A 21,952-nucleotide genomic window follows, 5' to 3' on the forward strand; every position below is an offset into this window, starting at 1 on the left:
CGGCGCAGCATGTTGAAGGCCTGCTCGGCGGTCTTGGCCAGGCCGATGGCTTCGAAGGCGTGATGAACCCCGCCCTTGGTCATCTCCATGACCGTCTTCACCGCATCGGTGTCGGCGGCGCAGATAAAGTCGGTGGCCCCGAAAGCCATGGCCAGGTTCTGCTTACCCGGCACCATGTCGATGGCGATGATCCGCCCGGCGCCGGCGATGGCCGCGCCATTGATGGCCGAGAGGCCCACACCGCCGCAACCGATCACCGCCACGGTCTCGCCAGGCCGCACATTGGAAGTGTGGATCACGGCCCCGACCCCGGTGGTCACCGAACAGCCGATCAGAGCGGCGCGGTCGAAGGGCATGTCCTTGCGGATGGCCACGCAGGCATGCTCGTGGATCAGCATCTGCTCGGCGAAGGAAGACAGGTTGAGGAATTGCGGCAGGCCAACGCCGTTCTGCATCAGACGCGGTTCGTCATCCTTGTCGCGCTTGGTGTCGGGGGACACGCACAGGCTCATCCGGCCGGTCAGGCAGGACTCGCAGTGACCGCAATAGGCCGACAGACAGGTGATGACATGGTCGCCCGGCTTCACGGTGCGGACCTCGGAGCCCACCTGTTCGACGATACCGGCGCTCTCATGACCCAGCACGGCCGGCAGCGGATGGGGGTAGGAGCCCTCGATGAAGTGCAGGTCTGAATGGCAGACCCCGGCGGCCATGGTGCGGATCAGCACCTCGTGGGGGCCCGGCTTGTTGATCTGGACGTCTTCGATCTGAAGCGGCTTGCCCACTTCGCGCAGAACGGCGGCCTTCATATCGTGCTTCCCCATATGAGCGCCCGCTGACCGGGCCGGTCCAGGGCCGCTGATTGGACCCCTTTGGGGAGAGTTATCGCCGTTCAGGTCAAAGGGGCCAAGAGGGTTTTGCCCGTTTTAGCCACTCTGGACACCCGCCGCCGCCCTAGGCCGTCTCCCGCGTGGCGGCCACGCCTGTCCACCGACGGGATGGGTCAGGGCGCATTCGCGCCCACAGGGCGGCGAGATCGGGCCTAGGCAGGGCTGGCCACCGGAGGGGCGGAAGCAACCGGCGCGGTTGCGGCACGCAGGCGTCCAGAGCCGCGAGCAGACGGTCGGTGGGCCCATCATTGATGAAATGGTCAGCCCCTTCGACCCGCGTGAGCCGGATGGAATGCCGCGCCCTGATCCCGGCCATGAGGCGTTCGGCGGCGTCGAGGGGCGCGAAGTCGTCCCGGTCCCCGTGAATCAGATGGATGGGCGTCCGCAGTTCCCCCAGAGCGCGCCGCACCGGACCCAGCTGCTCGGGCTGACCGGTGACCTCCAAGACCGCATTGCGCAGATCACGGGGGATGAGGCCCAGGGCCTTGCCGCCGGTGTCCAGCAGCCAGCGCGCCGTGGGGCCGGGCTCGCCATAATATCCGGACAGGAGGACAAGACCGCGAACCCGGCGGCCGTAGCGGCGGGCCATCAGGGTGGCGATGGCCGCCCCGTAGGACTGGCCGACCAGCAGAATCTTCTGCCCCGGCGCCGCCTGCAGCAGGGGAGACAGGGCCAGAGCCTGAACTTCCAGGTCCGGGACGTGGTCGGCGGGCTCCGAGGCGCCGAAGCCCGGGCGATCGACCACGATCATCTCGCGGTCCTGCGGCAGGGCGGCCAGCACCGGCGCCCAATATTCCGCCCATGAGGGAGACCCCGTCACCACCACGATCTTCCAAGGCGCAGTCTGTCCGCGGGGACTCTCCAGGGCCGAGATGCGCCAGCCCAGGCCGCCGCCGGCCTCGAAGCTGGTGCGCCGGACCATCGTGTCGGGATAGTCCTTGGACATGGGGACATGTTCAGTGCGCCCCAGCATGGCGGAGGCGAAGCACGCCCAGCCGACGCCGACGACGCCCTTGGGCCTTTTACGAGCCACACGAAACTCCCTGGTCAAGCCTGATTGCAGCCATCAACGCTCAAGCCGCCGTCCGGGTTCGCCGAAAGTCAGGCCGCTGTGCGGGTCACCGTCATCATGTAGTTCACCTCGCTGTCCCGGGCCTGGGACCAGCGGCCGGTGAGCGGGTTGAAGACCACCCCATAGGGGCCATCCACCTGCACGGCTTCGCTCGCCAGGAAGCCGCGCAGTTCGTCAGGCTTGAGGAACTTGCGCCAGTCGTGCGTTCCGGCCGGCAGCCAGCGCAACACGTACTCCGCGCCGACCTTGGCCAGGGCCAGGGCCTTCAGGGTGCGGTTCAAGGTCGCTACGATCATGATCCCGCCCGGGGCCAGCAGCTGGGCGCAGCTGCGCAGGTATTCGCCTGGATCGGCGACGTGTTCGATCACCTCCATATTGAGGATCACGTCAAAGGGGGGCGTGCCCTCGGCCAGCAGCTGCTCGGCGGTGGCGCAGCGATAGTCGATGGTCAGGCCCTGCTCGGCGGCGTGGGTCGAGGCCGTGCCGATATTGCGCTCCGAGGCGTCGACCCCGGTCACCGTGAAGCCGAGCCGGCTCATGGGTTCCGACAGCAGACCGCCGCCGCAGCCAATGTCCAGCAAACGCAGGCCCTCGAAGGGCCGCCGCGCCATGGGGTCACGCCCGAACCGCGCCAGGGCCTTGTCGCGGATGAAGGTCAGCCGGGTGGGGTTGAACCGGTGCAGCGGGGCGAACTTGCCATGTGGATCCCACCATTCGGCGGCGATCCTGGAGAAACGCTCGACCTCTTCGGGATCGATGCTGGAGCGGAGATCAGGGCTTGCGGACATGGCTTCACATATAGCGTGCGGCGAGGCTTGCGGAAGGGCGTGCGGCGGCCAGACGGACCCAGGCGCCCTGTGACCTTCGAATGTTACGTTGCAGGGCGGCTTGGCCATCGGTAGAAGGGCGGCCTTCTTTAGCGGGGGTCGATCCGGCGTGGCCCGTCTGGTGATGAAATTCGGCGGCACCTCGGTGGCCGACCTTGAGCGTATCCGGCGCGTGGGCCGGCTCGTGGCTGCGGAAGTGGCCGCAGGCCACCGCGTGGCCGTGGTGGTTTCGGCCATGTCCGGCAAGACCAATGAGCTGGTCGCCTGGACCGATGGCGCAGGCGCCGCCGCCCAGGGCCTCACGCCCTCGGATGATGAGTACGACACCGTGGTCGCCTCGGGCGAACAGGTGACGGCGGGCCTGCTGGCCATGACCCTTCGGAATATGGGCCTGCCGGCGAGATCCTGGCTGGGCTGGCAGATCCCGATCATCGCTGACGAGGCTCATGGCCGCGCCCGGATCGAGGACATCCCGCCCGAAAAGCTGGCCGCGGCGCTGGACGCCGGCGAGGTGGCCGTGATCGCGGGCTTCCAGGGAGTGACCCGCGAGGGCCGCATCGCCACGCTCGGTCGCGGCGGCTCCGACACCAGCGCCGTGGCCATCGCCGCGGCCCTGAAGGCCGAGCGGTGCGACATCTATACCGACGTGGACGGGGTCTACACCACCGACCCGCGGATCGAGTCCAAGGCCCGCAAGCTGTCCAAGATCTCCTTCGAGGAGATGCTGGAGATGGCGTCCCTGGGCGCCAAGGTGCTGCAGACGCGCTCGGTGGAGCTGGCCATGGCCCAGCACATGCCGGTACGCGTGCTATCGAGTTTCGTAGAACCCGGAGAGGCCCCCGGTCAGGGCACCATCGTCTGCGACGAGGAGGAGATCGTGGAAAAGCGCATCGTGAGCGGCGTCGCCTATAGCCGCGACGAAGCCAAGATCAGCGTCTTCGGCCTGCCCGACCATCCCGGCGTCTCTTCGGAGATCTTCGGGCGGCTGGCCGACGCCAATGTGAACGTGGACATGATCGTCCAGAGCCATGCCCGCACCCAGGACACGGCGAACATGGAGTTCACCGTCGGCAAGCGCGACGCCGCCCGGGCCATCGAGATCATGCGTCAGGCCAAGTCCGTCATCGGCTTCGAAGACGTGGCCGTGAACGAGGACGTGGCCAAGGTCTCGGTGATCGGGGTGGGCATGCGCAGCCATGCGGGCGTCGCCAAGACCATGTTCGGCGCCCTGGCTGACAAGGGGGTCAACATCCAGGTGATCTCCACCAGCGAGATCAAGATCAGCGTGCTGATCGACGCGGCCTATACCGAGCTGGCCGTCCGCGCCCTGCATGCGGCCTACGAGCTGGACAAGCTCTAAGCCTCAAGCGGCTGAGGACGCCGCGCCCTCGGCGTCCTGCTTCTGGCTGAGGCGCCAGGCGGTGAAGATGGCCGCAGCCGCCACCGGCGTCGCCGCGGCGAACACCCAGAGCGCCGCAGCGCTGGCGCTGGCATAGGTCAGGGCCTCGCCGAACCCCGCCAGATTGGCCAGGGCGCCGGCCACGGCCGCCCCCACCGCCGCGCCGGTGAAACGCACCGTGTTGATCGCCCCGCCGCCCAGGCCGCGCTCCGCAGCCGGCAGGGCCGAAAGCACCATCTGGTTCATGAAGGCCGAGGACAGACCAAAGCCCGAGCCCAGCAGCACCGCCGCCAGGATCAGGGTCCAGAGCGGTCCCTCGGCGATCACGAAGACGCACAGGCCGATGCCCAGGGCGGCCAGCACCGCCCCCAGGCGCACCATCCGCCCGCGCCAGACACCCGTCAGGTGGGCGATGGCCAGGGCCGAGGCCGTCCAGGCCAGGGCTTCGACCCCAATCACATAGCCGGCCGCCAGCGCCGAATAGCCCCGGGTGGTCTGCAGGATGGCCGGGCCATAGACGGTGAAGCCCATGGAGGCCGCCGTCATCAGGAACATGGTAGCGAAGCCCAGACCGCCAATGGTGCGGAAATCCCCTGAGCTGACCGGCAGCAGCCGGACCTTGGCCCGGGCGTCGATCCTGACGCTGAGCGCCAGGACGGCAAGGCCCACGGCGATGAGGATCACCGCCAGGCTGAAGACGCCCAGCACGTCGGCCGCGGCGATGGCGCCGACACCGCCGGCGATCAGCAGCAGTTGCAGGGCGGGCACGCCGCCGCCCTCCCCCTTCTCCCCCTTCGGCAGCAGGAAGAGCGCCGCGCCGGCCACCATCATGCCCTGGATTACAAACGACCAGAAGGCCCATCGCCATAGGCCGGCGTCTGCGAACACTCCGCCCATCAGAGGCCCGATCAGGGTGGCGATCCCCCAGATGCCGGTGGCCGCTGCATAGACCCGGGGCAGGGTGCGGTCGGGGAACAGCAGGCCGATGGCCACCGAGCTGAATCCGGCCAGCCAGCCGCCGCCGAGCCCCTGGACCAGACGCCCGCCCAGGAAGGTCCAGATATCTGGCGCCGCCGCGCTCATCAGGCAGCCGAAGGCATAGATCACCGCCGACAGGACAAAGGCCTGGCGCAGCCCCGTGCGGCCGGTCAGCCATCCCGCGCTGGCGCCGGCCACCACCGAGCCCAACAGGAAGCCCGCCGTGGCCCAGCCGAAATAGGCGTAGCCGCCCAGGTCAGCCCCGACGCTGGGCATGATGGTGGCGGTGACCAGGCTGTCGGCCGCGTGCAGCCAGACCGCCAGACAGATCAGCACGAACTGGGCGAACCGACCTTCGGCCAGCACGTCTTTCCAGCTGCCGGGGACAGGCGCTGTGGGCGGCATTCGACAACCTGGAGCTTGCGAAAAAACTTGACCCTGGCTAATCCCGCAGCGATCCTTTCGCAAGCTGATATTTGTCAAATCAAGAGACCCACCCCCGGACCATGACCGCGCCCGCCGACGCCATCCTCCTGCGCCTCAAGACTGGCGGCCCGGCTAGCACGGCGGAACTGGCGGCTCATCTCGGCGTCACCCGTCAAGCGGTGCGACTGCAGACCGAAAAACTGGTGGCGCAGGGCCTTCTGGCCAGCGAACAGGCGCGCGGCGGCGTGGGGCGTCCCGGCTCGGTGTGGAACCTGACGGCGGCTGGCCATGCGCGGTTTCCCGACGCCCACGCTCAGGTGACCGTGGAGTTGCTGGAGGCGGTGCGCGAAGAGTTTGGGCCTGCCGGCCTGGACCGCCTGATCCGCCGGCGCGAAGACGCCAGCCGCAAGCTCTACATGACCGCCCTGGCCGCGGACCCCGATCTCGAGGCCCGGCTGGACCGCCTGACGCGGCTGCGCGCCGCTGAGGGTTACATGGCCGAGTGGTCGTCGGCGGGGGACGGGACCTATGTGCTGGTGGAAAACCACTGTCCCATCTGCGCGGCCGCCACCGCCTGCCAGGGCTTCTGCCGCTCCGAGCTCACCCTGTTCCGCGAGGCGCTGGCCCCGGCGACGGTGGAGCGGATCGACCATATCCTGCAGGGCGCGCGACGATGCGCCTATCTGGTGACCCCGCCCTAGGCCCCAGGCGCCCAGTGAGTGGCGGTGCCGCCGACAATGTACCAGGTGATGAACTGGCCGCAGATCACCGCGCCGGGGACATAGGAGTTGGACCGCCGGTAGGCGAAGGCGCCGATCAGGCCGATCAAGGCCAGAAGCGGCGCAAACTGGATGGCGATGATGGTGTTCAGCGGCTCGGCCGGGGTCAAAAGCCGTCCGGTCAGGAACAGGGCGCCGTATTCCAGGATCAGCAGCACGACGAAGCCGAGGCTCAAGGCGACCGCCCAGGCGGCCATCTCCGCGCCGGCCCCCTGGCCCTTCAGGCTGAGGCGCGCGGCGACCGCCCGCTGGCTGACCAGGAAGAACAGGATCCAGGGCCCCGCATAGGCCAGGGCGTAGGCCAGTTGTCGGCCATCCAGGGGTTTCAGCGCCAGGACCCAGAGCCGGAAGTCGGTCTTGAACAGGGCGTCGCAGGCGAGCGCCGCGCCATAGGCCATGCCCACCGAGGCCGCGGCGATCAGGGGCGCGGCCAGCCAGCGGTGCTGGAAACGCGGCGCGGGCCCGCGCAGGACCAGCGCCAGCACCAGGGTGATCAGGCCGTTCATCAGGGCCCAGGCCAGGAGCTGGTTGGTGACCTGCTGGGGGAAGAGGGGGCCGGCGGCGAACAGTTGGCCAAGCGCCATGAACGGGAAATAGGTCAGGGCCGGAACCGCCGCCGTCAGGACGAGGGCGATCCACCACCGGCGATCGCGCGCCTGCCCCCTGGGCTGGGCGTCGGGCAGACCCGTCAGGCGGCTCAGGACCTGGAAGGTCCCCAGCATCAGCAGAACGGCCCCGACCAGGCCCGCCCCGGTCCCCAGCTCCTTCCAGAACCAGATCTGGTTGTCGGCCGGCAAGGGTCGCGCCTCGCCCTCCAGGGTCTGCTGCAGCCAGTCCACGGTCGCGCCGACGCCAGACCCGGAGAAATGCTCCCACGGGTGAGTGATCGGCGGGACCTGCAGCCAGCGGGCGTCGCCGGCGGCGATCTCGCCGTAGATGCGGCCGGGCTCTACCGGGGCCTCGGCGGCGAACAGGGCTTTCAGCCGGGGCGCATTGACGATGTCGCCGCCGGTGGGGACCTGCCACATCAGGTCCGGAAACTCGTCATATTGGCCGAAAACCACCGCCAGATTGCGCGGAAAGGCGCGGCCTTCCCCCTCCGGCGCGCCAAAGATGCCGGGCGTCGACCCCACCAGCACCATGGACCGGTAGCCGTCCGGATTGGCCTTGGCCGCAAACAGGATGGGCGCGCCCCCCAGGCTGTGGCCGGCCATGCCGATATTGGCCCGGTCCACCATGGGCAGGCCTTGAAGATAGGCGAAAGCCGCAGGTCCCCCGAAGGCGTTGGCGCCGACCGTGCCTTGCGAATAGCCGTGGCCGGACATGTCCATGGCCAGGACCACGAAGCCGCGGCGCGCCAGTTCGATGGCGAAGGCCGACTGCATCTCGCGGGTGTTGATATAGCCGTGGCTGAGCAGCACCGCCGGCGCGGGGTCCTCGGCGCTGGCGTCGGCCGGCAGGTAGAGGAGGCCACTGAGCCGCGCCCCATCGCTGGCCGGAAAGCGCACGTCGCGCACCTCTGTCCCGCCCGACGTCTGAACCAGATGGGCCGCCCAGCCGCCGCCGAGCGCCAGGACCCAACCCAGCGCCAGCAGCATCAATCCAAGACGCATGGCCCCCTCCCCGAGGACTTATGTTTGTTGGCCGCGAAGATGGCCCCCTGGCCGCCTGCCGTCCAGGACGGCTTGCGGAGCAGCCCGGCGTCCGCCTGAATGAGAACATGGCCAGGCGGCCTCGATTCCGTCTCTGATCCGACGTCTGATGCTGCTAGAAATTCGGGAAGGACAGGAGACCACCAGAAGATGGCGATGACCGGCGCGGTCATTCGGGGACAGCGGAGCCTGCTGCGGCAGATCCGCGAGGCCGTCCAGCGCGGCGCGCCCGCGCAGGACCGGCTGGACATGGTGGTGCGCATCATTGCGCGTTCCATGGTCGCCGAGGTGTGCTCCCTCTACATGCGCCGGTCCGGCGGCGAGATGGAGCTGTTCGCCACCGAGGGTCTCGATCCCCTGGCCGTCCACCTGACCCGCATGCGCCCCGGCGAAGGCCTGGTGGGCGAGATCATGCGCCTGGGCCGGCCGCTGAACCTGGCCGACGCACCGAACCATCCAGCCTTCTCCTATCGCCCGGAAACGGGCGAGGACCCCTACCACGCCTTCCTGGGCGTGCCCCTGCTGCGGGGCGGCAGGGCCATCGGGGTGCTGGTGGTCCAGAACCGCACCGAGCGGGTCTATACCGAGGACGAGGTCGAGGACGTCCAGATCATCGCCATGGTTCTGGCCGAGATGGTCGCCGGCGAACTGATTTCCGAGGACGAGCTGTCCGGCGTCGAGATTGCTCCGCACCGCTCAGAACGGCTGAAGGGCGCGCGGTTCGCCGATGGCCTGGCGCTGGGCGTGGCGGTGCTGCACGAGCCGCCGGTGGCGCCGTCAAAGCTGCTGGCCGACGATGTGGTGGCCGAAGAAGCCAAGCTGACCCATGCCATCTCCAGCCTGCAGGCGCAGCTGGACGAGATGCTGGAAGGCCAGCACGGCCTGGTGGAGGCCTCCTACGAGGTGCTCGACACCTACCGCATGTTCGCCCACGACCGGGGCTGGAACCGGTCCCTGCAGGACGCCGTACGCAATGGCTTGACCGCCGAGGCGGCCGTGGAGCGGGTGCGTTCGGAGCACCGGGCGCGCCTGGGCCAGGCCCGGGATCCCTATCTGCGGGAACGGCTGCACGACTTCGAAGACCTGGCCGACCGTCTGCTGCGCCACCTGGCCGGGGACGGGCATGTGGCCCGGGAGCTGCCCGAGGACGCCATCCTCATCGCCCGTAATCTCGGGCCAGCCGACCTGCTGGAATATGACCGGCACAAGCTGAAGGGCCTCCTGCTGGAGGAGGGATCCTCAGCCAGCCACGCGGCCATCGTCGCCCGGGCCCTGGATATCCCCTGCGTCGGCCGGCTGGACGGCCTGCGCGACCGGGTGACCGAGGGCGATCCGGTGATCGTCGACGCCGAAACCGGCGAGGCCTATCTGCGCCCGCGCCTGGACGTGGTGCAGGCCATCCGCTCGCGGATCGAGGTGCGGTCCCAGCGCCGGGCCGAATTCGCCAAGCTGCGCGATACGCCGGCCTTCACCCGCGACGGGGTCAAGGTCACCCTGCTGATGAACGCCGGCCTGGATGTGGATCTGGAGATCCTGGGAGAGACCGGCGCCGAAGGCATCGGCCTGTTCCGCACCGAGTTCCAGTTCATGGTCGCCGAGGAGCTGCCGCGCTTCAACGCCCAGACCGCGCTCTACAGCCGGGTGCTGGACGCCGCCGGTGGCCTGCCGGTGACCTTCCGCACCCTCGACCTGGGCGGCGACAAGGTGCTGCCCTATCTGGAAGCAGAACGGGAAGAAAACCCGGCGCTCGGCTGGCGGGCCATCCGCATGGGGCTGGACCGACCCGCCCTGCTTCGCCTGCAACTGCGGGCCCTGATCGCCGCGGCCCGGGGCCGGGCCCTGCGCATCATGTTCCCCCTGGTGGCCAGCGTGGACGAGTTCCGCGCCGCCCGCGCCCTGGTGGACCACGAGGTGGCCTGGGCCCAGCGCCGCGGCCGGCCTGCGCCAGCCCGCCTGGACGTGGGCGCCATGATCGAGGCGCCGTCGCTGATCTGGCACCTGGACGCCCTGCTGCCCATGACCGACTTCGTCTCCGTCGGCACCAACGACCTGCTGCAATATCTGTTCGCCGCCGATCGCGGCAACGCCCGCATGGCTGACCGCTATGACCCGCTGTCGCCGCCAGCCCTGCGGGTCCTAGCCGAAATTCAGAAGGCCTGCGCCGACACCGGCACCCCGGTCTCGGTCTGCGGGGAGATGGCTGGACGTCCCCTCGAGGCCTTCACCCTGGTGGCGCTCGGCTATGAACGCCTGTCCATGCCGCCAGCCGGCATCGGCCCGGTGAAGCAGATGGTGCTGTCCTGCGACCGGGAGGCGGCCCACCGTGGCGTCACCGCCCTGATCCGCGGAACCGGCGGTTCGGTGCGCAACGAGATCGAGACCCTGGCGCGGAAACTCTACCTTTCGGTTTAGCTTGACCGTGGAGAATCAACCACAGGCCGACATTGAGTTCCGCGCGCTATCGCGTTATGCTAAAAGGGAAATTAACAGTTCCGTGCAAAACGGACAGGGCGGGTGGCGACCTTTGGTCGTGACAATTTTATTCGAGGGCGGCGAGCAGACATGGCGCTCGATACGGGCCGAGTCACCGACTTCAACGTGAGCTATGACAGCCCGCGCGCCACCGTTCTTGATTCCTATATGCCCACCCTCGATTCCGGCCCGAACATTGGCGCGGCTCTGAAGGCCGCGCGGGAATTCCGTGGCCTGTCGCTGCAGGACGTGGCCGACTCCACGCGCATTCGCCGGGCCTATCTGGCGGCGATCGAAGAGATGCGGATCGAGGATCTGCCCTCTCGTCCCTTCACCATCGGCTATGTCCGCGCCTACGCCCGGGCCCTGGGCCTCGAGGCTGAATCGGCCGTCACCCGCTTCAAGGCCGAAGAACCGGCCACGGACGACGCCCTGCGCGAGCCGGTAGGCGTCCGCCGCACCGGCGATCGTCGGCTGGGCTTCGCCATCGTCGCCGGCGCCTTGGTCATCGGCGCCATCGTCGTTTGGAATTTCGCCCAGCGGGGCATTCAGGACGCTCAGGATCCCGCCCCCGCCGTCGCCGCGGCGCCGGAGCAGGTCGCTGCGGCGACCGAGCCCCAGGGTCCCCTGGCCCTGGGCGCCCCGCTGCCCGCGCCGGTGGAGTCCACCGTGCCGGAACTCTACGAAACCCCTGGCCTCGACGTGGCCGCTGCAGCGGGCGGCTCGGCCGATGCGGTGATCGCCTCCAACCAGGCCCGGGCGAGAAACCCCGAGGCCGCCGTCGATCCGACCGATCTGCCCACGGCCTTCAAGGCCGACGGGACAGTCTATGGAACCCCGCCCCAGGCCGCCACCGTGGTTCTGCAGGCGCGGGAATCGGCCGCCCTGATCGTCCGCGGCGCCGATGGCTCGGTCTATTTCGCCCGGCAACTGGCGGCCGGCGAAGCCTATGGCGCCCCGCAGATGAAGGGCCTGGTCATCGATGTGTCCGAGCCGAAGGCCTTCCAGGTCTTCGTGGACGGGCAGACCCGAGGCCTGCTGGCCACCGCCCAGACCCCCGTGAGCCGACTGGTCGACTGATCGCCGCTCTGGGCGCTTGGGGATTACCTCGCGAGGCGCTATTTTCCACAGCGTCATGACCCAGCACGATCACACCCATCTCCGCCCCTGGCGCACCATAGAGCGACGGGTCAGCCGCAAGATTCGCGTCGGGACCGTTGAGGTGGGCGGCGACGCGCCGATCACCGTTCAGTCCATGACCAACACCCTGACGTCTGACGCCAGGGCGACCATCGACCAGATCCGCCAGCTGGAGGAGGCCGGCGCCGACATCGTCCGGGTTTCCTGCCCTGACGAGGACTCCACCGCGGCCTTCGCCACCATCGCCAAGGCCGCCAAGGTCCCGCTGGTGGCCGACATCCACTTCCACTACCGGCGCGGCATCGAGGCCGCCAAGGCCGGGGCGGCGTGCCTGCGGATCAATCCCGGCAATATCGGCTCCCCTGACCGGGTGCGCGAGGTGATCCAGGCGGCCAAGGACCATGGCTGCTCGATCCGCATCGGCGTCAACGCCGGGTCGCTGGAGCGGGAGCTGCTGGAGCGCTACGGCGAGCCTTGCCCCCAGGCGATGGTCGAAAGCGCGCTGAGCCACGCCCGCATCCTGCAGGACCACGACTTCCACGAGTTCAAGATCAGCGTGAAGGCCTCGGACGTCTTCATGACGGTGGCGGCCTATCAGATGCTGGCCGAGGCCATCGACTGCCCCCTGCACCTGGGGGTGACCGAGGCCGGCGCCCTGCGCACCGGGACGGTGAAGTCAGCCATCGGCATGGGCTCCCTGCTCTGGGCCGGCATCGGCGACACCATCCGGGTCAGCCTGGCCGCCGACCCGGTGGAGGAGATCAAGGTCGGGTTCGACATCCTGAAGTCGCTCGGCCTGCGGCACCGGGGCGTGAACATCATCGCCTGCCCCTCCTGCGCCCGGCAGGGCTTCAACGTCATCAAGACGGTGGAGGCCCTGGAGGAACGGCTGGCCCACATCTCCACCCCAATGAGCCTGTCCATCATCGGCTGCGTGGTGAACGGACCCGGCGAGGCCCTGATGACTGACCTGGGATTCACCGGCGGCGGCAAGGGCTCGGGCATGATCTATATGGCCGGCAAGCCCGACCATAAGATGGACAATGAGCACATGGTCGACCACATCGTCGAACTGGTGGAGGCCCGCGCGGCCGAGCTGGCGGCGGCGGAGTCAGCGACCCTCGCGGCAGAGTAAACCTGGGCGGCCTCCCGCTCCTTTTCGAGTAGCGTTCCATGACGGCGCCCCCCGATAACCGACGCCTGACCAGCCGGATCCTGGCCTACGAGTTCATCGACCTGCTGAGCGAGATGGCCCGCCTGCACGGGGGCGATGTCGTGGCGCTCCTGGTCTTCACCGGCGTCTGGACGGCCAACACGGCGCATCTTCGGTCGACCACCGATCGCTACGCCGCCCTGCACGACATACCGCCTGACAGCCAGCGGCGGCCGATCAGCGAGGCCGATCTATCGACGCACCTGTGTATGCCCCGAACAGTGCAGGATCCCTACGTGGAGACCCTGGTCGAGGCCGGTCTTCTGGAGCGGCGCCCCGGCGGCCTGGTGGTCCCCTCGGCCATCTTCACCCGGGCCGAAATGCTTTCGGGCGCCAACGAGACCTATGGACGACTGATCTCCATGCTGGCGCGGTTGCGTCAGGCCGGCATCTCCCTCGGCGAACCCGACGGCGACGCCAAAGCTGACGCTAGCGTCACGCTTGCGCGGCCCTCCGGCACTTGATTAGGTGCCGGCTCCAACAAATGGGGAGGACGTCATGTCCGCAGACGGCAACTGGAAGATTACGATCAACACGCCGATGGGGGCGCAGACGGTCGACGCCGTCATCACCACCAATGGCGACACCTTCACCGGCACCACCTCGGGCCAGATGGGCACCCAGTCCGTCGAAGGTAAGGTCAATGGCGACACCCTGACCTGGTCCACCCAGATCACTTCGCCCATGCCCATGACCCTGGAATTCGAAGCCAAGGTCGCCGGCGACTCCATGAGCGGCAATGTGAAGCTGGGCGCGTTCGGCTCGGCGCCGATGAGCGGCGTCCGCGCCTAGGGCGAGGCTTTTCTGCGGGAAGGCGGCGGCGCTCGCGTCGGCGCCTTCCCTGTCAGAGCCCTGGATAGGCGGCGCGAAGCACCGCCGCCAGATAGTTCACATAGGGCGTCGCTGATGACGGCGGCGTTTTCGCGTCGAGGTCCAGTCCATCCGCCCGGGTCAGCGCCCAACGCGGCAGCTTGCCCCCCTCGCACGCCTTGCGCAGTCTGCCCTTGATCGCCGGCTCCGGTCGGGGCGCTGGTCCAAACAGCCGCGCCAGAAGGCCCCCTGAAGGCTTGACCGACGCCGCAGGCGGATAGCCGAGATCGCTCAACACCTCGTCAAGCAGCCATCGACACCCCGCCGCCGCCGTCGCGCCGCGGTCCGGCCGCGCCGCATCCTCGGCCAGCCGCTTCAAGGTCGCGTCAAAGTCCCTTGGAAGCCCAGGGGGCAGCGCCACCAGAGGCGGCTTGGCTGGCCGGTCGGGGCGATAGACCTCGACCTTGCTGACCTCATTGGCCTCGATGCTCTCCAGGCTGCGGGCGCCCGGCACCCCTGGCCTGGACACCAGGGCGCTCAGCAGGCCGCCCCGGGCCGTCAGGACCAGGGCCAGCGGCCCGTCGCAGGCCGGGCACATGGCGCTGAACACCGCCCGGGCGTCCTGGTCGGGCAGCAGTTTCCCCGGCAGGCTGGCGGCAAGTTCCGAGCGACCCTTGCAGGGCCACCAGCGGTGAAAGACCTCCGGCGCGACAGCGGTCGCAGCCCCGCAATGGGGGCATGTGACCGGGAACAAGGCTCCCATGGCGAAGACACCCTCGGCGAACAGTGGCCCGCCCCCCACAGGCGCAGCTCGTCGTCACAGCTTAACCATGCTGCATCGCGGCGACCGAGGGTGACAAGTGGTTCCTGGTTTGTCGGCGGCCCCGGCCGACGCTAGATAGGCGGACTTCGTTCAACAGGTGCTTCAAGATCGTGCGACTTCCCCAGGCCCGGCTCGACCAGGTGCTCGACCGCTACCATGAGATCGAGGCGCGCATGGGCGCGGCCGCCGACGGCGCCGAGATCGTCCGCCTGTCCAAGGAGCATGCCGAGCTGCGCCCCGTCGCCGAGGCGGTGCAGACCCTGCTGAAGGCCCGGGCCGAGGCGCCGGACCTCGAGCAGATGGCGGCGTCGTCCGACCGCGAAATGGCCGGTCTCGCCCGGGAGGAGCTGGCCGAGCTTCATGAGCGTCTGCCCGAGCTGGAGCGTCAGGTCGCCCTGCTGCTGGCGCCCAAGGACAAGGACGAAAACGCCTCGGCCATCCTGGAGGTCCGCGCCGGCACCGGCGGCGATGAGGCCGCCCTGTTCGCCGGCGACCTGTTCCGCATGTACCAGCGCTACGCCCAGACCCGGGGCTGGCGGGTGGAGATCGACTCGGTCTCCGAGGGCGAGGTCGGCGGCTACAAGGAGATCATCGCCGCCATCACCGGCGACGGGGTGTTCGGTCGGCTGAAGTTCGAGAGCGGCGTCCACCGGGTGCAGCGGGTGCCTGAGACCGAGGCAGGCGGGCGGATCCACACCTCGGCCGCCACGGTCGCCGTGCTGCCCGAGGTCGAGGACGTCGAGATCGAGATCAACGACGCGGACCTGCGGATCGACACCTATCGCGCCTCCGGCTCCGGCGGCCAGCACGTGAACAAGACTGACTCCGCCGTCCGTATCACCCACCTGCCCACCGGCATCGTGGTGACCTCGTCGGAAAAGTCCCAGCACCAGAACCGGGCCCGGGCCCTGAAGGTTCTGAAGGCCAGGCTGTACGATCAGCAGCGCGAGGCCCTCGACACCGCCCGCGCCGACGCCCGCAAGAGCCAGGTGGGGTCCGGCGACCGGTCCGAACGGATCAGGACCTACAACTTCCCGCAGGGGCGGGTCACCGACCACCGGATCAACCTGACCCTCTACAACCTGCCGAAGATCATCGAGGGCGAAAGCCTGGACGATGTCATCGAACCCCTGATCGCCGAGGATCAAGCCGGCCGGCTGGCGGCCCTGGAAGACGAGTTCAACTAGCCTTCCCGCGGCGAAGTCGGGCCACCAGACCGCCGGCGCCCGTCCTGACACGGCCCATCGCGTCGGCGAGCGTGGTCGGCAGCGCCTTGCCCACGGTGTCGGCCATGGTCGCCCCGCGCTCGCCCAGGGGAGCTTCGGGGCCGGTAGTGGAGTCCAGCGCCGTCTGGTGCTCGATCTCGGCGTTCAGCTCGGCGCCGACGAGAACGATCATGGAAGAAATCCAGATCCACATCATGAAGCCGATCACCGCCCCCAGGGAGCCATAGGTGGCGTCGTACCGGGCGATGTTGTTCAGGAACCATGAGAAGATCAGGGAACCGCCCAGCCAGGCCACCGAGGCGAACACGCCCCCTGGAATGACCCAGCGCCAGCGCGCCAGCGCGCGACAGGGCCCGTAGCGATAGAGCAGGGTGAAGGCGGCTGCAGCCACCGCCAGCAGCACCGCCCATCGCAGCGGAACCCAGATGACCGCCAGATCGCCGAGCCCCAGCAGGGTCATGGCGATCGGCACGGCCACCAGCAGACCGGTGACCAGGATGAGGAAGGTCAGGGCCCCGAAGGTGGCGGCGTAAGTGATCGCCATCAGCTGGACGATGTTGCGCTTTTCCCGCTCGTCATAGGCGATATTCACCCCCTCCACGAGGGCGCGCACGGCGTTGCTGGCGGTCCACACCGAGATCAGCAGGCTGAAGGCGAAGGCCAGGCTGAGATTGGCCTTCCGCTCCACCGCGAGGCGGCGCATCTGGTCGCCGACTATGTCCAGCACATCGCCGGGGATGACCCGGGACATCTGCGCGAGCTGGGTCTGCACCTGGCTGATGTCGGCGAACAGGCCATAGAGGGATACGAACACCGCCAGGGCCGGCACGATGGCCAGCAGGGTGTAGAAGGTCACCCCGGCCGCCACCCGCGGCAGCTGATCTCGGTTGATCTCCGCGACGGTGCGCCAGATCACATCCTTCCAGCCGTGGGGCGGAATCTGCCGCGGGTGGCCCGCAAGCCGTCCCCGGCCGGGCTCCTCGGCGGCGATCTGCTCGGGATCGCTTCCGGCAGGTCGACTGAGGCCAGGCGGTGGCTCGGGGACCATCGGCGGCGGCCGCTTCCGCCACAGCGCGAGGCCGGCCAGGGCCAGCCACGGCGCGAGCACGGCGCCCCGTCGCAGAACGACGGCGGCGCGGGGCGATTTCTGCGGAGGCTTGGCGGGGGCAGGCATGGGTCTTCCATCAAACCCCCCGCACGCATCGCCGTTCCCCCATCGCGTGGCCTCTTGTGAGGCTGGGCGCCTTGCGGCAACAGAGGCGCATGGCCGGACATATCGCAGCCCTCTATCGTCATCCTGTGAAGGGGTTCACCCCCGAGCCGCTGGCGCGCGCCCAGTTGAGCGCCGGCGCGCCCTTTCCCTGCGACCGGCTCTACGCCGTGGAGACGGGTCCTTCGGGCTTCGATCCCGAAGCGCCGGCCTTCGTGCCCAAGCAGAAGTTCGCCGTGCTGGCGGCCCTGCCCCAGGTGGCGCGCGCCGCCACGCGATATGATGAGGAGACCCAGGTCCTGAGCGTCAGCGCGCCGGGCCTGCCCGACCTGTCGGCGAGGCTGGCGGACGAGGCGGGACGGGAGGCTCTGGCCGACTGGCTGACCCGCCTGCTGGGCGACGAGGCCCGCGGACCCCTGCGGGTCCTGCAGGCGCCGGGACACCGGTTCATGGACCACCCCCGCGGCGACGTCTCCATCCTCAACCTGGCCAGCGTCCGCGATCTGGAACAGAAGCTCGGCCGGGAGATCGATCCCCTGCGGTTTCGCGCCAACATCTATGTGGAGGGCTGGCCCCCCTGGGTGGAGAACCAGTGGGCCGGCGCCAGCATGATGGTCGGCTGGGCCCAGGCGCAGGTCTTCAAGCCCATCGTCCGCTGCGCGGCCACAGATGTGGACCCGGCGCTTGGCGTGCGCGACATGGAAATCACCAAGGCCCTGTTCGACCACTACGGCCACATGTTCTGCGGCGTCTATGTGCACGTGACCCGCGAAGGCGCCGCCAGCGTCGGCGACGCCTGCAGCCAGCCGCAGGTCGAAACGACGGCGCCAGGCCACGCCATCGGAGGCGCCACCGCATGACCCTGACCCTGCTCAAGGCCTGGGGACAGGCCAAGGCCCGCCTGGAGGCCGTGGGCCTGTCCGGGCCCGTGATCGACGCCCGCCTGCTGGTGGAAGCCGCCGCCGACGCCACCCGCCTGGACATCGTCACCGATCCCCACCGCCTGCTGACGCCCGAACAGGAGGCGCGGCTGGAGGACTATCTGGAGCGCCGGTCGCGCCGGGAGCCGGTCAGCCACATCCTGGGACGCAAGGGCTTCTGGAAGATCATGCTGCAGGTGACGCCGGACGTCCTGACGCCCCGCCCCGACACCGAGTGCGTAGTGGATGCGGTGCTGAAGGCCACGGCCGAGCATGACCGCATGTCGATCCTGGATCTGGGGGTGGGCTCAGGCGCCATTCTGCTGGCCATCCTCGCCGAGCGACCCAACGCCAAGGGGCTGGGGGTGGATGTCTCTGAGGACGCCCTGGCGGTGGCCCGGGACAACGCCGCCCATCTCGGCCTCGCCGGCCGCTGCGCCCTGTTGCGCGGCGACTGGACCCAGGGCCTTTCCGACGCCAGCTTCGACATCGTCACCGCCAACCCGCCCTACATCGCCAGTGACGTCATTGAGACCCTGGAGCCGGAGGTCCGCGTCCACGAGCCCCGCCTGGCCCTGGATGGCGGCCCTGACGGCCTGGACGCCTATCGCAGCCTGGCGCCGGAGATCCTGCGGGTGCTCAAACCCGGCGGGCGCTTCGCCGTCGAGATCGGCTATGACCAGAAGACCGCCGTGGAGGACCTGTTCCGCCAGGCCGGCGCCGCCGAAGTCCGCACCCAGCAGGACCTTGCCGGACTGGACCGCGTGGTGCTCGGTGAAAAAAGAGCCTTGGAAACTCCGGCCTGAGCCGCTACATCCCTAATTGTCTCCACCCAAATCGCCGGTGAAACAGGCCCGAATCCCGACACCGGGAGATCAGCCAAGCCGGCAGGCGCCGCGTTGCGACGGGCGCTCCCAGGTCCGGGCGGATGACGGGGATAATTTACGTCTTCAACACGGAACCTTGGGCGCAACGCCCGATCCCGAGATGAGGCTCACGCAGCCGCACGTCCTGAAGGTCAAGCCCTGGACGCGGCGCAAGACGGTTACCGAATATGAGAGATTTCAAGGGCATGAAGCGTCAGCGCGGGCGCAATCGCGGAGGTGGCGGGAATAAGCCCCAGCAGCACAACGCGAACCGCGCCTTCGATTCGAACGGGCCCGACGGCGTCAAGGTGCGGGGCAACGCCCAGCACGTCTTCGAAAAGTACCAGCAGCTGGCCCGCGACGCGACGTCGTCCAGCGACCGGGTGCTGGCGGAGAACTACCTCCAGCACGCCGAACACTATTTCCGCCTGCTGCGGGCCATGCAGCCCCAGCGTTCGCCCAGCGAGATCCTCGGCCGCGACCAGGTGACGTCGGGCCTCGACATCGATTTCGAGGACGAGAGCGGCCAGGGCCTGCCCTACGCCTCTGACCCGCCCGAAGGCGACACCGAGTCCGAAGGCGAAGGCCGCAATGGCCGCGACCGCGACGAAGGTCGCCGGGATGAGCCCCGCCGCGACGACTCGCGCCGGGACGAAGGTCGCCGGGATGAAGGCCGCCGGGACGAGCCTCGCCGTGATGAGGCCCGTCGCGACGAAAACCGCCCGCCCCGCCGCGACCGCTGGCGTGAACGCGACGAGCGTCGGGAACGCGCCGAGCGGGAACCGCGGACCGAACGCGATCCCATGGCGGTGGTCGAGCCGCAGGCCACGCCTTTGGGCGCGCCCGCCTCGACCCCGGCGCCGGACGGTCCCATGCTGCGGGACGCCGAGGGCGGCGCCAGCGAAGCCCCAGCCTTCCTGCAGGCCCGCAGTCCTGAGCCCCCCAAGGCCGAGGGCGAAGAGCCCGCCCGCAAGCCCCGCCGTCGCCGCGCCCCGCGCAGCTTCGAGGGCGGCGAAGGCGCCGCGCCGCCGGCCAATGAGACCGAAGAGGCCTGATCGCCTCTGGACCAAAGCAAGACCCCCGGAAGCCAGGCTTCCGGGGGTCTTTTCGTTCGGGCTGTGACCTCAGGCTTTTAGCCCCAGGCTTTTAGAAGGTGTAGCCCACACCGAGCCGGAAGCTGCGCCCAGGCAGGGGCGCCAGGTCCTTGAGGAACGAGGCGTGCTCGCGGGCCTCGGTGTCGTTCAGATTGCGCCCTTCCAGGAAGACCTTGAAGCCGTCAGTGGGGCGGACCACCACCGAGGCGTTGATCATCCGGTAGCTGTCGGTGGGCAATTCGCCCTGCGCCACCCGGGTCTGCTCACCCACCTGACGCAGCTCAAGCTTGCCCGTCCACCAGCCGGTGGCGAAGATCGCCCGACCGGTCGCCGACCAGGGCGGGATCCGGGCCGGGGCGCCCAGATCGGTGTCGCCGCGCACATAGTCAGCTGCGCCTTCCAGGGTGAAGCTCCGATCGCCGTCCTGCCAGAGGCGATAGGCGACCTCGGCCTCGCCGCCCCAGAACTCGGCGTCGGTCTGCTGGTAGGTGAAGATGCCCAGCTCGCTCTCGGCGTCCTCGGCGCCGGTGGGCCGCAGATCGATGAAGCCCTCATAGCGCACGGCGAAGGCGTGGAGATCGGCGTCCCAGGGACCGCCGTCATAGTGCAGGGTCGCGTCGAGGGCGTAGGAGACCTCGGAGTCCAGGTTCGGGTTCCCGACCTCATAGGCGCGCGTGGCGATATGGGCGCCGTCGGCGAACAGCTCGGCCTCCGTGGGGGCGCGGGCGGTGCGCGAGAGGCTGAAACCGGCGTACCAGCCGGCCGCCGGTCGCGCGAAGGCGCCGAAGCTGGCCGACACATTGTCGAACTCGGCCTTGACCGCGGCGGTCTCCAGGGAGCGCCGGTCGAACCGCAGCCCGCCCTCGACGCCCCAGCCGCCGCGGTCGAGACGCTGAAGGGTGAAGATGCCGGCCTCGTTGATCTCGACCGCCGGCACATAGGCCTCATCGCCCAGGGCGTCGAAGTCCCGCGTCAGGGCCTGCAGGCCAACCGCGCCCTGCCAGCCATTGCGCTCGGCCTGGACCAGCTCCAGCCGTCCCTCCCAGCCCTCGGACAGGAACCGGGTGGCCGGGGCGCCGTCTTCGATCTCCACATGCTCGTAGTCGGCATAGCCACCGGAGACGCGCAGGCGCTCGAACGGGCCAAGGGCCAGATTCATGCCGCCACGCAGGTCATAGCGGGTCTGCTTCAGGTCGATGCGGACGCCTTCCTCTTCGCCGTGGTCGTCCTCATCCTCATGGTCGTCGTGGTCATCATGATCGTCGTCATGGCCATGCTCGTGGGCATGCCCCGGCACCCCGTAGCGGCTGTCAGTCTGCTTTACGGCCAGACCCAGGAAGCCGCGCTCGCCCACATAAGACACGCCCGCCCCATAGGATTCGATGGTGACGGCGGTGTTCTCCACATGACCCGACTGCGGACCAAGGTACTCTTCGCCCTCGGCGACCAGCTGGCGACGGGACTCCGCCCCGGTCGGCACATCATAGTCCTCGGTCTGGCGGCGCAGGGCGTCGAGGCTGAACACCCACGGGCCGGTCCCGGCCTTCAGGGCGCCCGACGCCATCTCCCCGGTGTCGACGCTGGAAATGGCGCCGAAAACCCGGCCCTTGATCCCGTCCACAGGGGCCTCAGCGATCCGATCGTCGATCACATTTACCACGCCGCCGATGGCCGAGCCGCCATAGGCCAGAGCCGCCGGCCCGCGCAGCACCTCGATCCGGCGCGCTTCCTGCGGGTCGACGGCCACCTGGTGGTCCGGGGACAGGGCGCTGGCGTCGACCATGCCGACGCCGTTGGTGAGAACCAGAACCCGCGGTCCGGCCAGACCCCGGATCACCGGCCGGCTGGCGCCCGGACCAAAGAAGCTGGAGCGCACGCCGGGCAGATCGCTGAGCGCCTCGCCCAGGCCCCCGGCGTTGGCGGTGTCCAGATCGTCTCGGTTGAGGACGTCGACGCTGGTCGTCACCGAGTCGAGGGAGACCACAAAGGGCGCGGCCGTCACCACCACCTCAGAGATCTCATTTCCGCGGCCCGAGGTCTGGCCCAGGGCCGGACCCGCTGCGACCAGAAGGCCGGCGGAGGCGAGAAGGAGAGATTTGCGCATGGGGTCGACCTGTTCTGGAAACGGAACCAATGCGTTATGAAATAACATAAC

General features: G+C 69.0%; 19 protein-coding genes. 11 read left to right on the plus strand and 8 right to left on the minus strand.

Translation table 11 applies throughout. The annotated features are described in order from the left end of the window. The 3 genes from Q8N19_RS07580 to ubiG form a co-directional block, all read right to left on the minus strand. A partial coding sequence (locus tag Q8N19_RS07580) for an alcohol dehydrogenase catalytic domain-containing protein (protein ID WP_305589337.1) occupies positions 1-809 on the minus strand: 809 nt, incomplete at its 3' end. Between the two features lie 145 nt (positions 810-954). Further along, the gene (locus Q8N19_RS07585) at positions 955-1,923 is read right to left on the minus strand and encodes an alpha/beta fold hydrolase (RefSeq protein ID WP_305589339.1); all 969 of its coding nucleotides are present in this window, start codon (positions 1,921-1,923) and stop codon (positions 955-957) included. Between the two features lie 68 nt (positions 1,924-1,991). After that, positions 1,992-2,750 carry a bifunctional 2-polyprenyl-6-hydroxyphenol methylase/3-demethylubiquinol 3-O-methyltransferase UbiG gene (gene ubiG, locus Q8N19_RS07590; RefSeq protein WP_371133810.1) on the minus strand — a complete coding sequence of 253 codons (759 nt, stop codon included), beginning with the start codon at positions 2,748-2,750 and terminating at the stop codon, positions 1,992-1,994. Positions 2,751-2,898: 148 nt separating this feature from the next. Between ubiG and Q8N19_RS07595 the strand changes: the two genes are divergently transcribed. Beyond that, positions 2,899-4,149 carry an aspartate kinase gene (locus Q8N19_RS07595; protein WP_305589341.1) on the plus strand — a complete coding sequence of 417 codons (1,251 nt, stop codon included), beginning with the start codon at positions 2,899-2,901 and terminating at the stop codon, positions 4,147-4,149. A gap of 3 nt (positions 4,150-4,152) precedes the next feature. Here Q8N19_RS07595 and Q8N19_RS07600 read toward each other — a convergent pair whose 3' ends face one another. After that, positions 4,153-5,571 carry an MFS transporter gene (locus Q8N19_RS07600; RefSeq protein WP_305589349.1) on the minus strand — a complete coding sequence of 473 codons (1,419 nt, stop codon included), beginning with the start codon at positions 5,569-5,571 and terminating at the stop codon, positions 4,153-4,155. Between the two features lie 101 nt (positions 5,572-5,672). Here Q8N19_RS07600 and Q8N19_RS07605 point away from each other — a divergent pair, with 101 nt between their 5' ends. Then, entirely contained in the window at positions 5,673-6,293 is a 621-nt protein-coding gene (locus tag Q8N19_RS07605) for a metalloregulator ArsR/SmtB family transcription factor (RefSeq protein WP_305589353.1), read from the plus strand. Here the strand turns inward: Q8N19_RS07605 and Q8N19_RS07610 are convergent. After that, positions 6,290-7,984 carry an alpha/beta hydrolase gene (locus Q8N19_RS07610; protein ID WP_305589354.1) on the minus strand — a complete coding sequence of 565 codons (1,695 nt, stop codon included), beginning with the start codon at positions 7,982-7,984 and terminating at the stop codon, positions 6,290-6,292. The two genes, Q8N19_RS07605 and Q8N19_RS07610, sit on opposite strands and share 4 nt — an antisense overlap. A 189-nt stretch (positions 7,985-8,173) precedes the next feature. Here Q8N19_RS07610 and ptsP point away from each other — a divergent pair, with 189 nt between their 5' ends. The 5 genes from ptsP (at position 8,174) to Q8N19_RS07635 (ending at position 13,640) form a co-directional block, all read left to right on the plus strand. Then, positions 8,174-10,435, plus strand: coding sequence for a phosphoenolpyruvate--protein phosphotransferase (gene ptsP, locus Q8N19_RS07615; RefSeq protein WP_305589355.1), 2,262 nt, complete (start codon positions 8,174-8,176; stop codon positions 10,433-10,435). A 150-nt stretch (positions 10,436-10,585) separates the two neighbouring features. Beyond that, positions 10,586-11,575: a RodZ family helix-turn-helix domain-containing protein gene (locus Q8N19_RS07620; protein ID WP_305589356.1), complete on the plus strand. Its 990-nt coding sequence runs from the start codon at positions 10,586-10,588 to the stop codon at positions 11,573-11,575. Positions 11,576-11,630: 55 nt separating this feature from the next. Beyond that, the gene (ispG, locus tag Q8N19_RS07625; protein WP_305589359.1) at positions 11,631-12,770 is read left to right on the plus strand and encodes a flavodoxin-dependent (E)-4-hydroxy-3-methylbut-2-enyl-diphosphate synthase; all 1,140 of its coding nucleotides are present in this window, start codon (positions 11,631-11,633) and stop codon (positions 12,768-12,770) included. Positions 12,771-12,808: 38 nt separating this feature from the next. After that, positions 12,809-13,312, plus strand: coding sequence for a hypothetical protein (locus Q8N19_RS07630; RefSeq protein ID WP_305589363.1), 504 nt, complete (start codon positions 12,809-12,811; stop codon positions 13,310-13,312). A gap of 34 nt (positions 13,313-13,346) precedes the next feature. Further along, positions 13,347-13,640, plus strand: a complete 294-nt coding sequence (locus tag Q8N19_RS07635; protein ID WP_305589364.1) for a hypothetical protein — start codon at positions 13,347-13,349, stop codon at positions 13,638-13,640. Positions 13,641-13,692: 52 nt separating this feature from the next. On the opposite strand, the gene Q8N19_RS07640 is transcribed toward Q8N19_RS07635, so the two are convergent. Then, positions 13,693-14,421: a hypothetical protein gene (locus Q8N19_RS07640; protein ID WP_305589366.1), complete on the minus strand. Its 729-nt coding sequence runs from the start codon at positions 14,419-14,421 to the stop codon at positions 13,693-13,695. Positions 14,422-14,591: 170 nt separating this feature from the next. Between Q8N19_RS07640 and prfA the strand changes: the two genes are divergently transcribed. Further along, positions 14,592-15,668 (plus strand): peptide chain release factor 1, encoded by a 1,077-nt coding sequence (gene prfA / locus Q8N19_RS07645; protein ID WP_305589368.1) that lies wholly within the window; start codon positions 14,592-14,594, stop codon positions 15,666-15,668. Here prfA and Q8N19_RS07650 read toward each other — a convergent pair. After that, positions 15,661-16,881 carry a YihY/virulence factor BrkB family protein gene (locus Q8N19_RS07650; protein ID WP_305589369.1) on the minus strand — a complete coding sequence of 407 codons (1,221 nt, stop codon included), beginning with the start codon at positions 16,879-16,881 and terminating at the stop codon, positions 15,661-15,663. The genes prfA and Q8N19_RS07650 overlap by 8 nt on opposite strands. Positions 16,882-16,970: 89 nt before the next feature. Here Q8N19_RS07650 and Q8N19_RS07655 point away from each other — a divergent pair, with 89 nt between their 5' ends. The 3 genes from Q8N19_RS07655 (at position 16,971) to Q8N19_RS07665 (ending at position 19,758) form a co-directional block, all read left to right on the plus strand. After that, positions 16,971-17,777, plus strand: a complete 807-nt coding sequence (locus Q8N19_RS07655; protein WP_305589376.1) for an MOSC domain-containing protein — start codon at positions 16,971-16,973, stop codon at positions 17,775-17,777. Continuing rightward, complete coding sequence (prmC, locus tag Q8N19_RS07660) at positions 17,774-18,643, plus strand: peptide chain release factor N(5)-glutamine methyltransferase (protein ID WP_305589378.1); 870 nt, start codon at positions 17,774-17,776, stop codon at positions 18,641-18,643. Before Q8N19_RS07655 ends, prmC begins: the two co-directional genes overlap by 4 nt. A 248-nt stretch (positions 18,644-18,891) precedes the next feature. Continuing rightward, entirely contained in the window at positions 18,892-19,758 is an 867-nt protein-coding gene (locus tag Q8N19_RS07665) for a DUF4167 domain-containing protein (protein WP_305589380.1), read from the plus strand. A gap of 91 nt (positions 19,759-19,849) precedes the next feature. Here Q8N19_RS07665 and Q8N19_RS07670 read toward each other — a convergent pair whose 3' ends face one another. Beyond that, complete coding sequence (locus tag Q8N19_RS07670; RefSeq protein ID WP_305589382.1) at positions 19,850-21,901, minus strand: TonB-dependent receptor; 2,052 nt, start codon at positions 21,899-21,901, stop codon at positions 19,850-19,852. Between the last annotated feature and the right edge of the window lie 51 nt (positions 21,902-21,952).

This window comes from Phenylobacterium sp. (genome assembly GCF_030693405.1).
GTDB lineage: Bacteria > Pseudomonadota > Alphaproteobacteria > Caulobacterales > Caulobacteraceae > Phenylobacterium.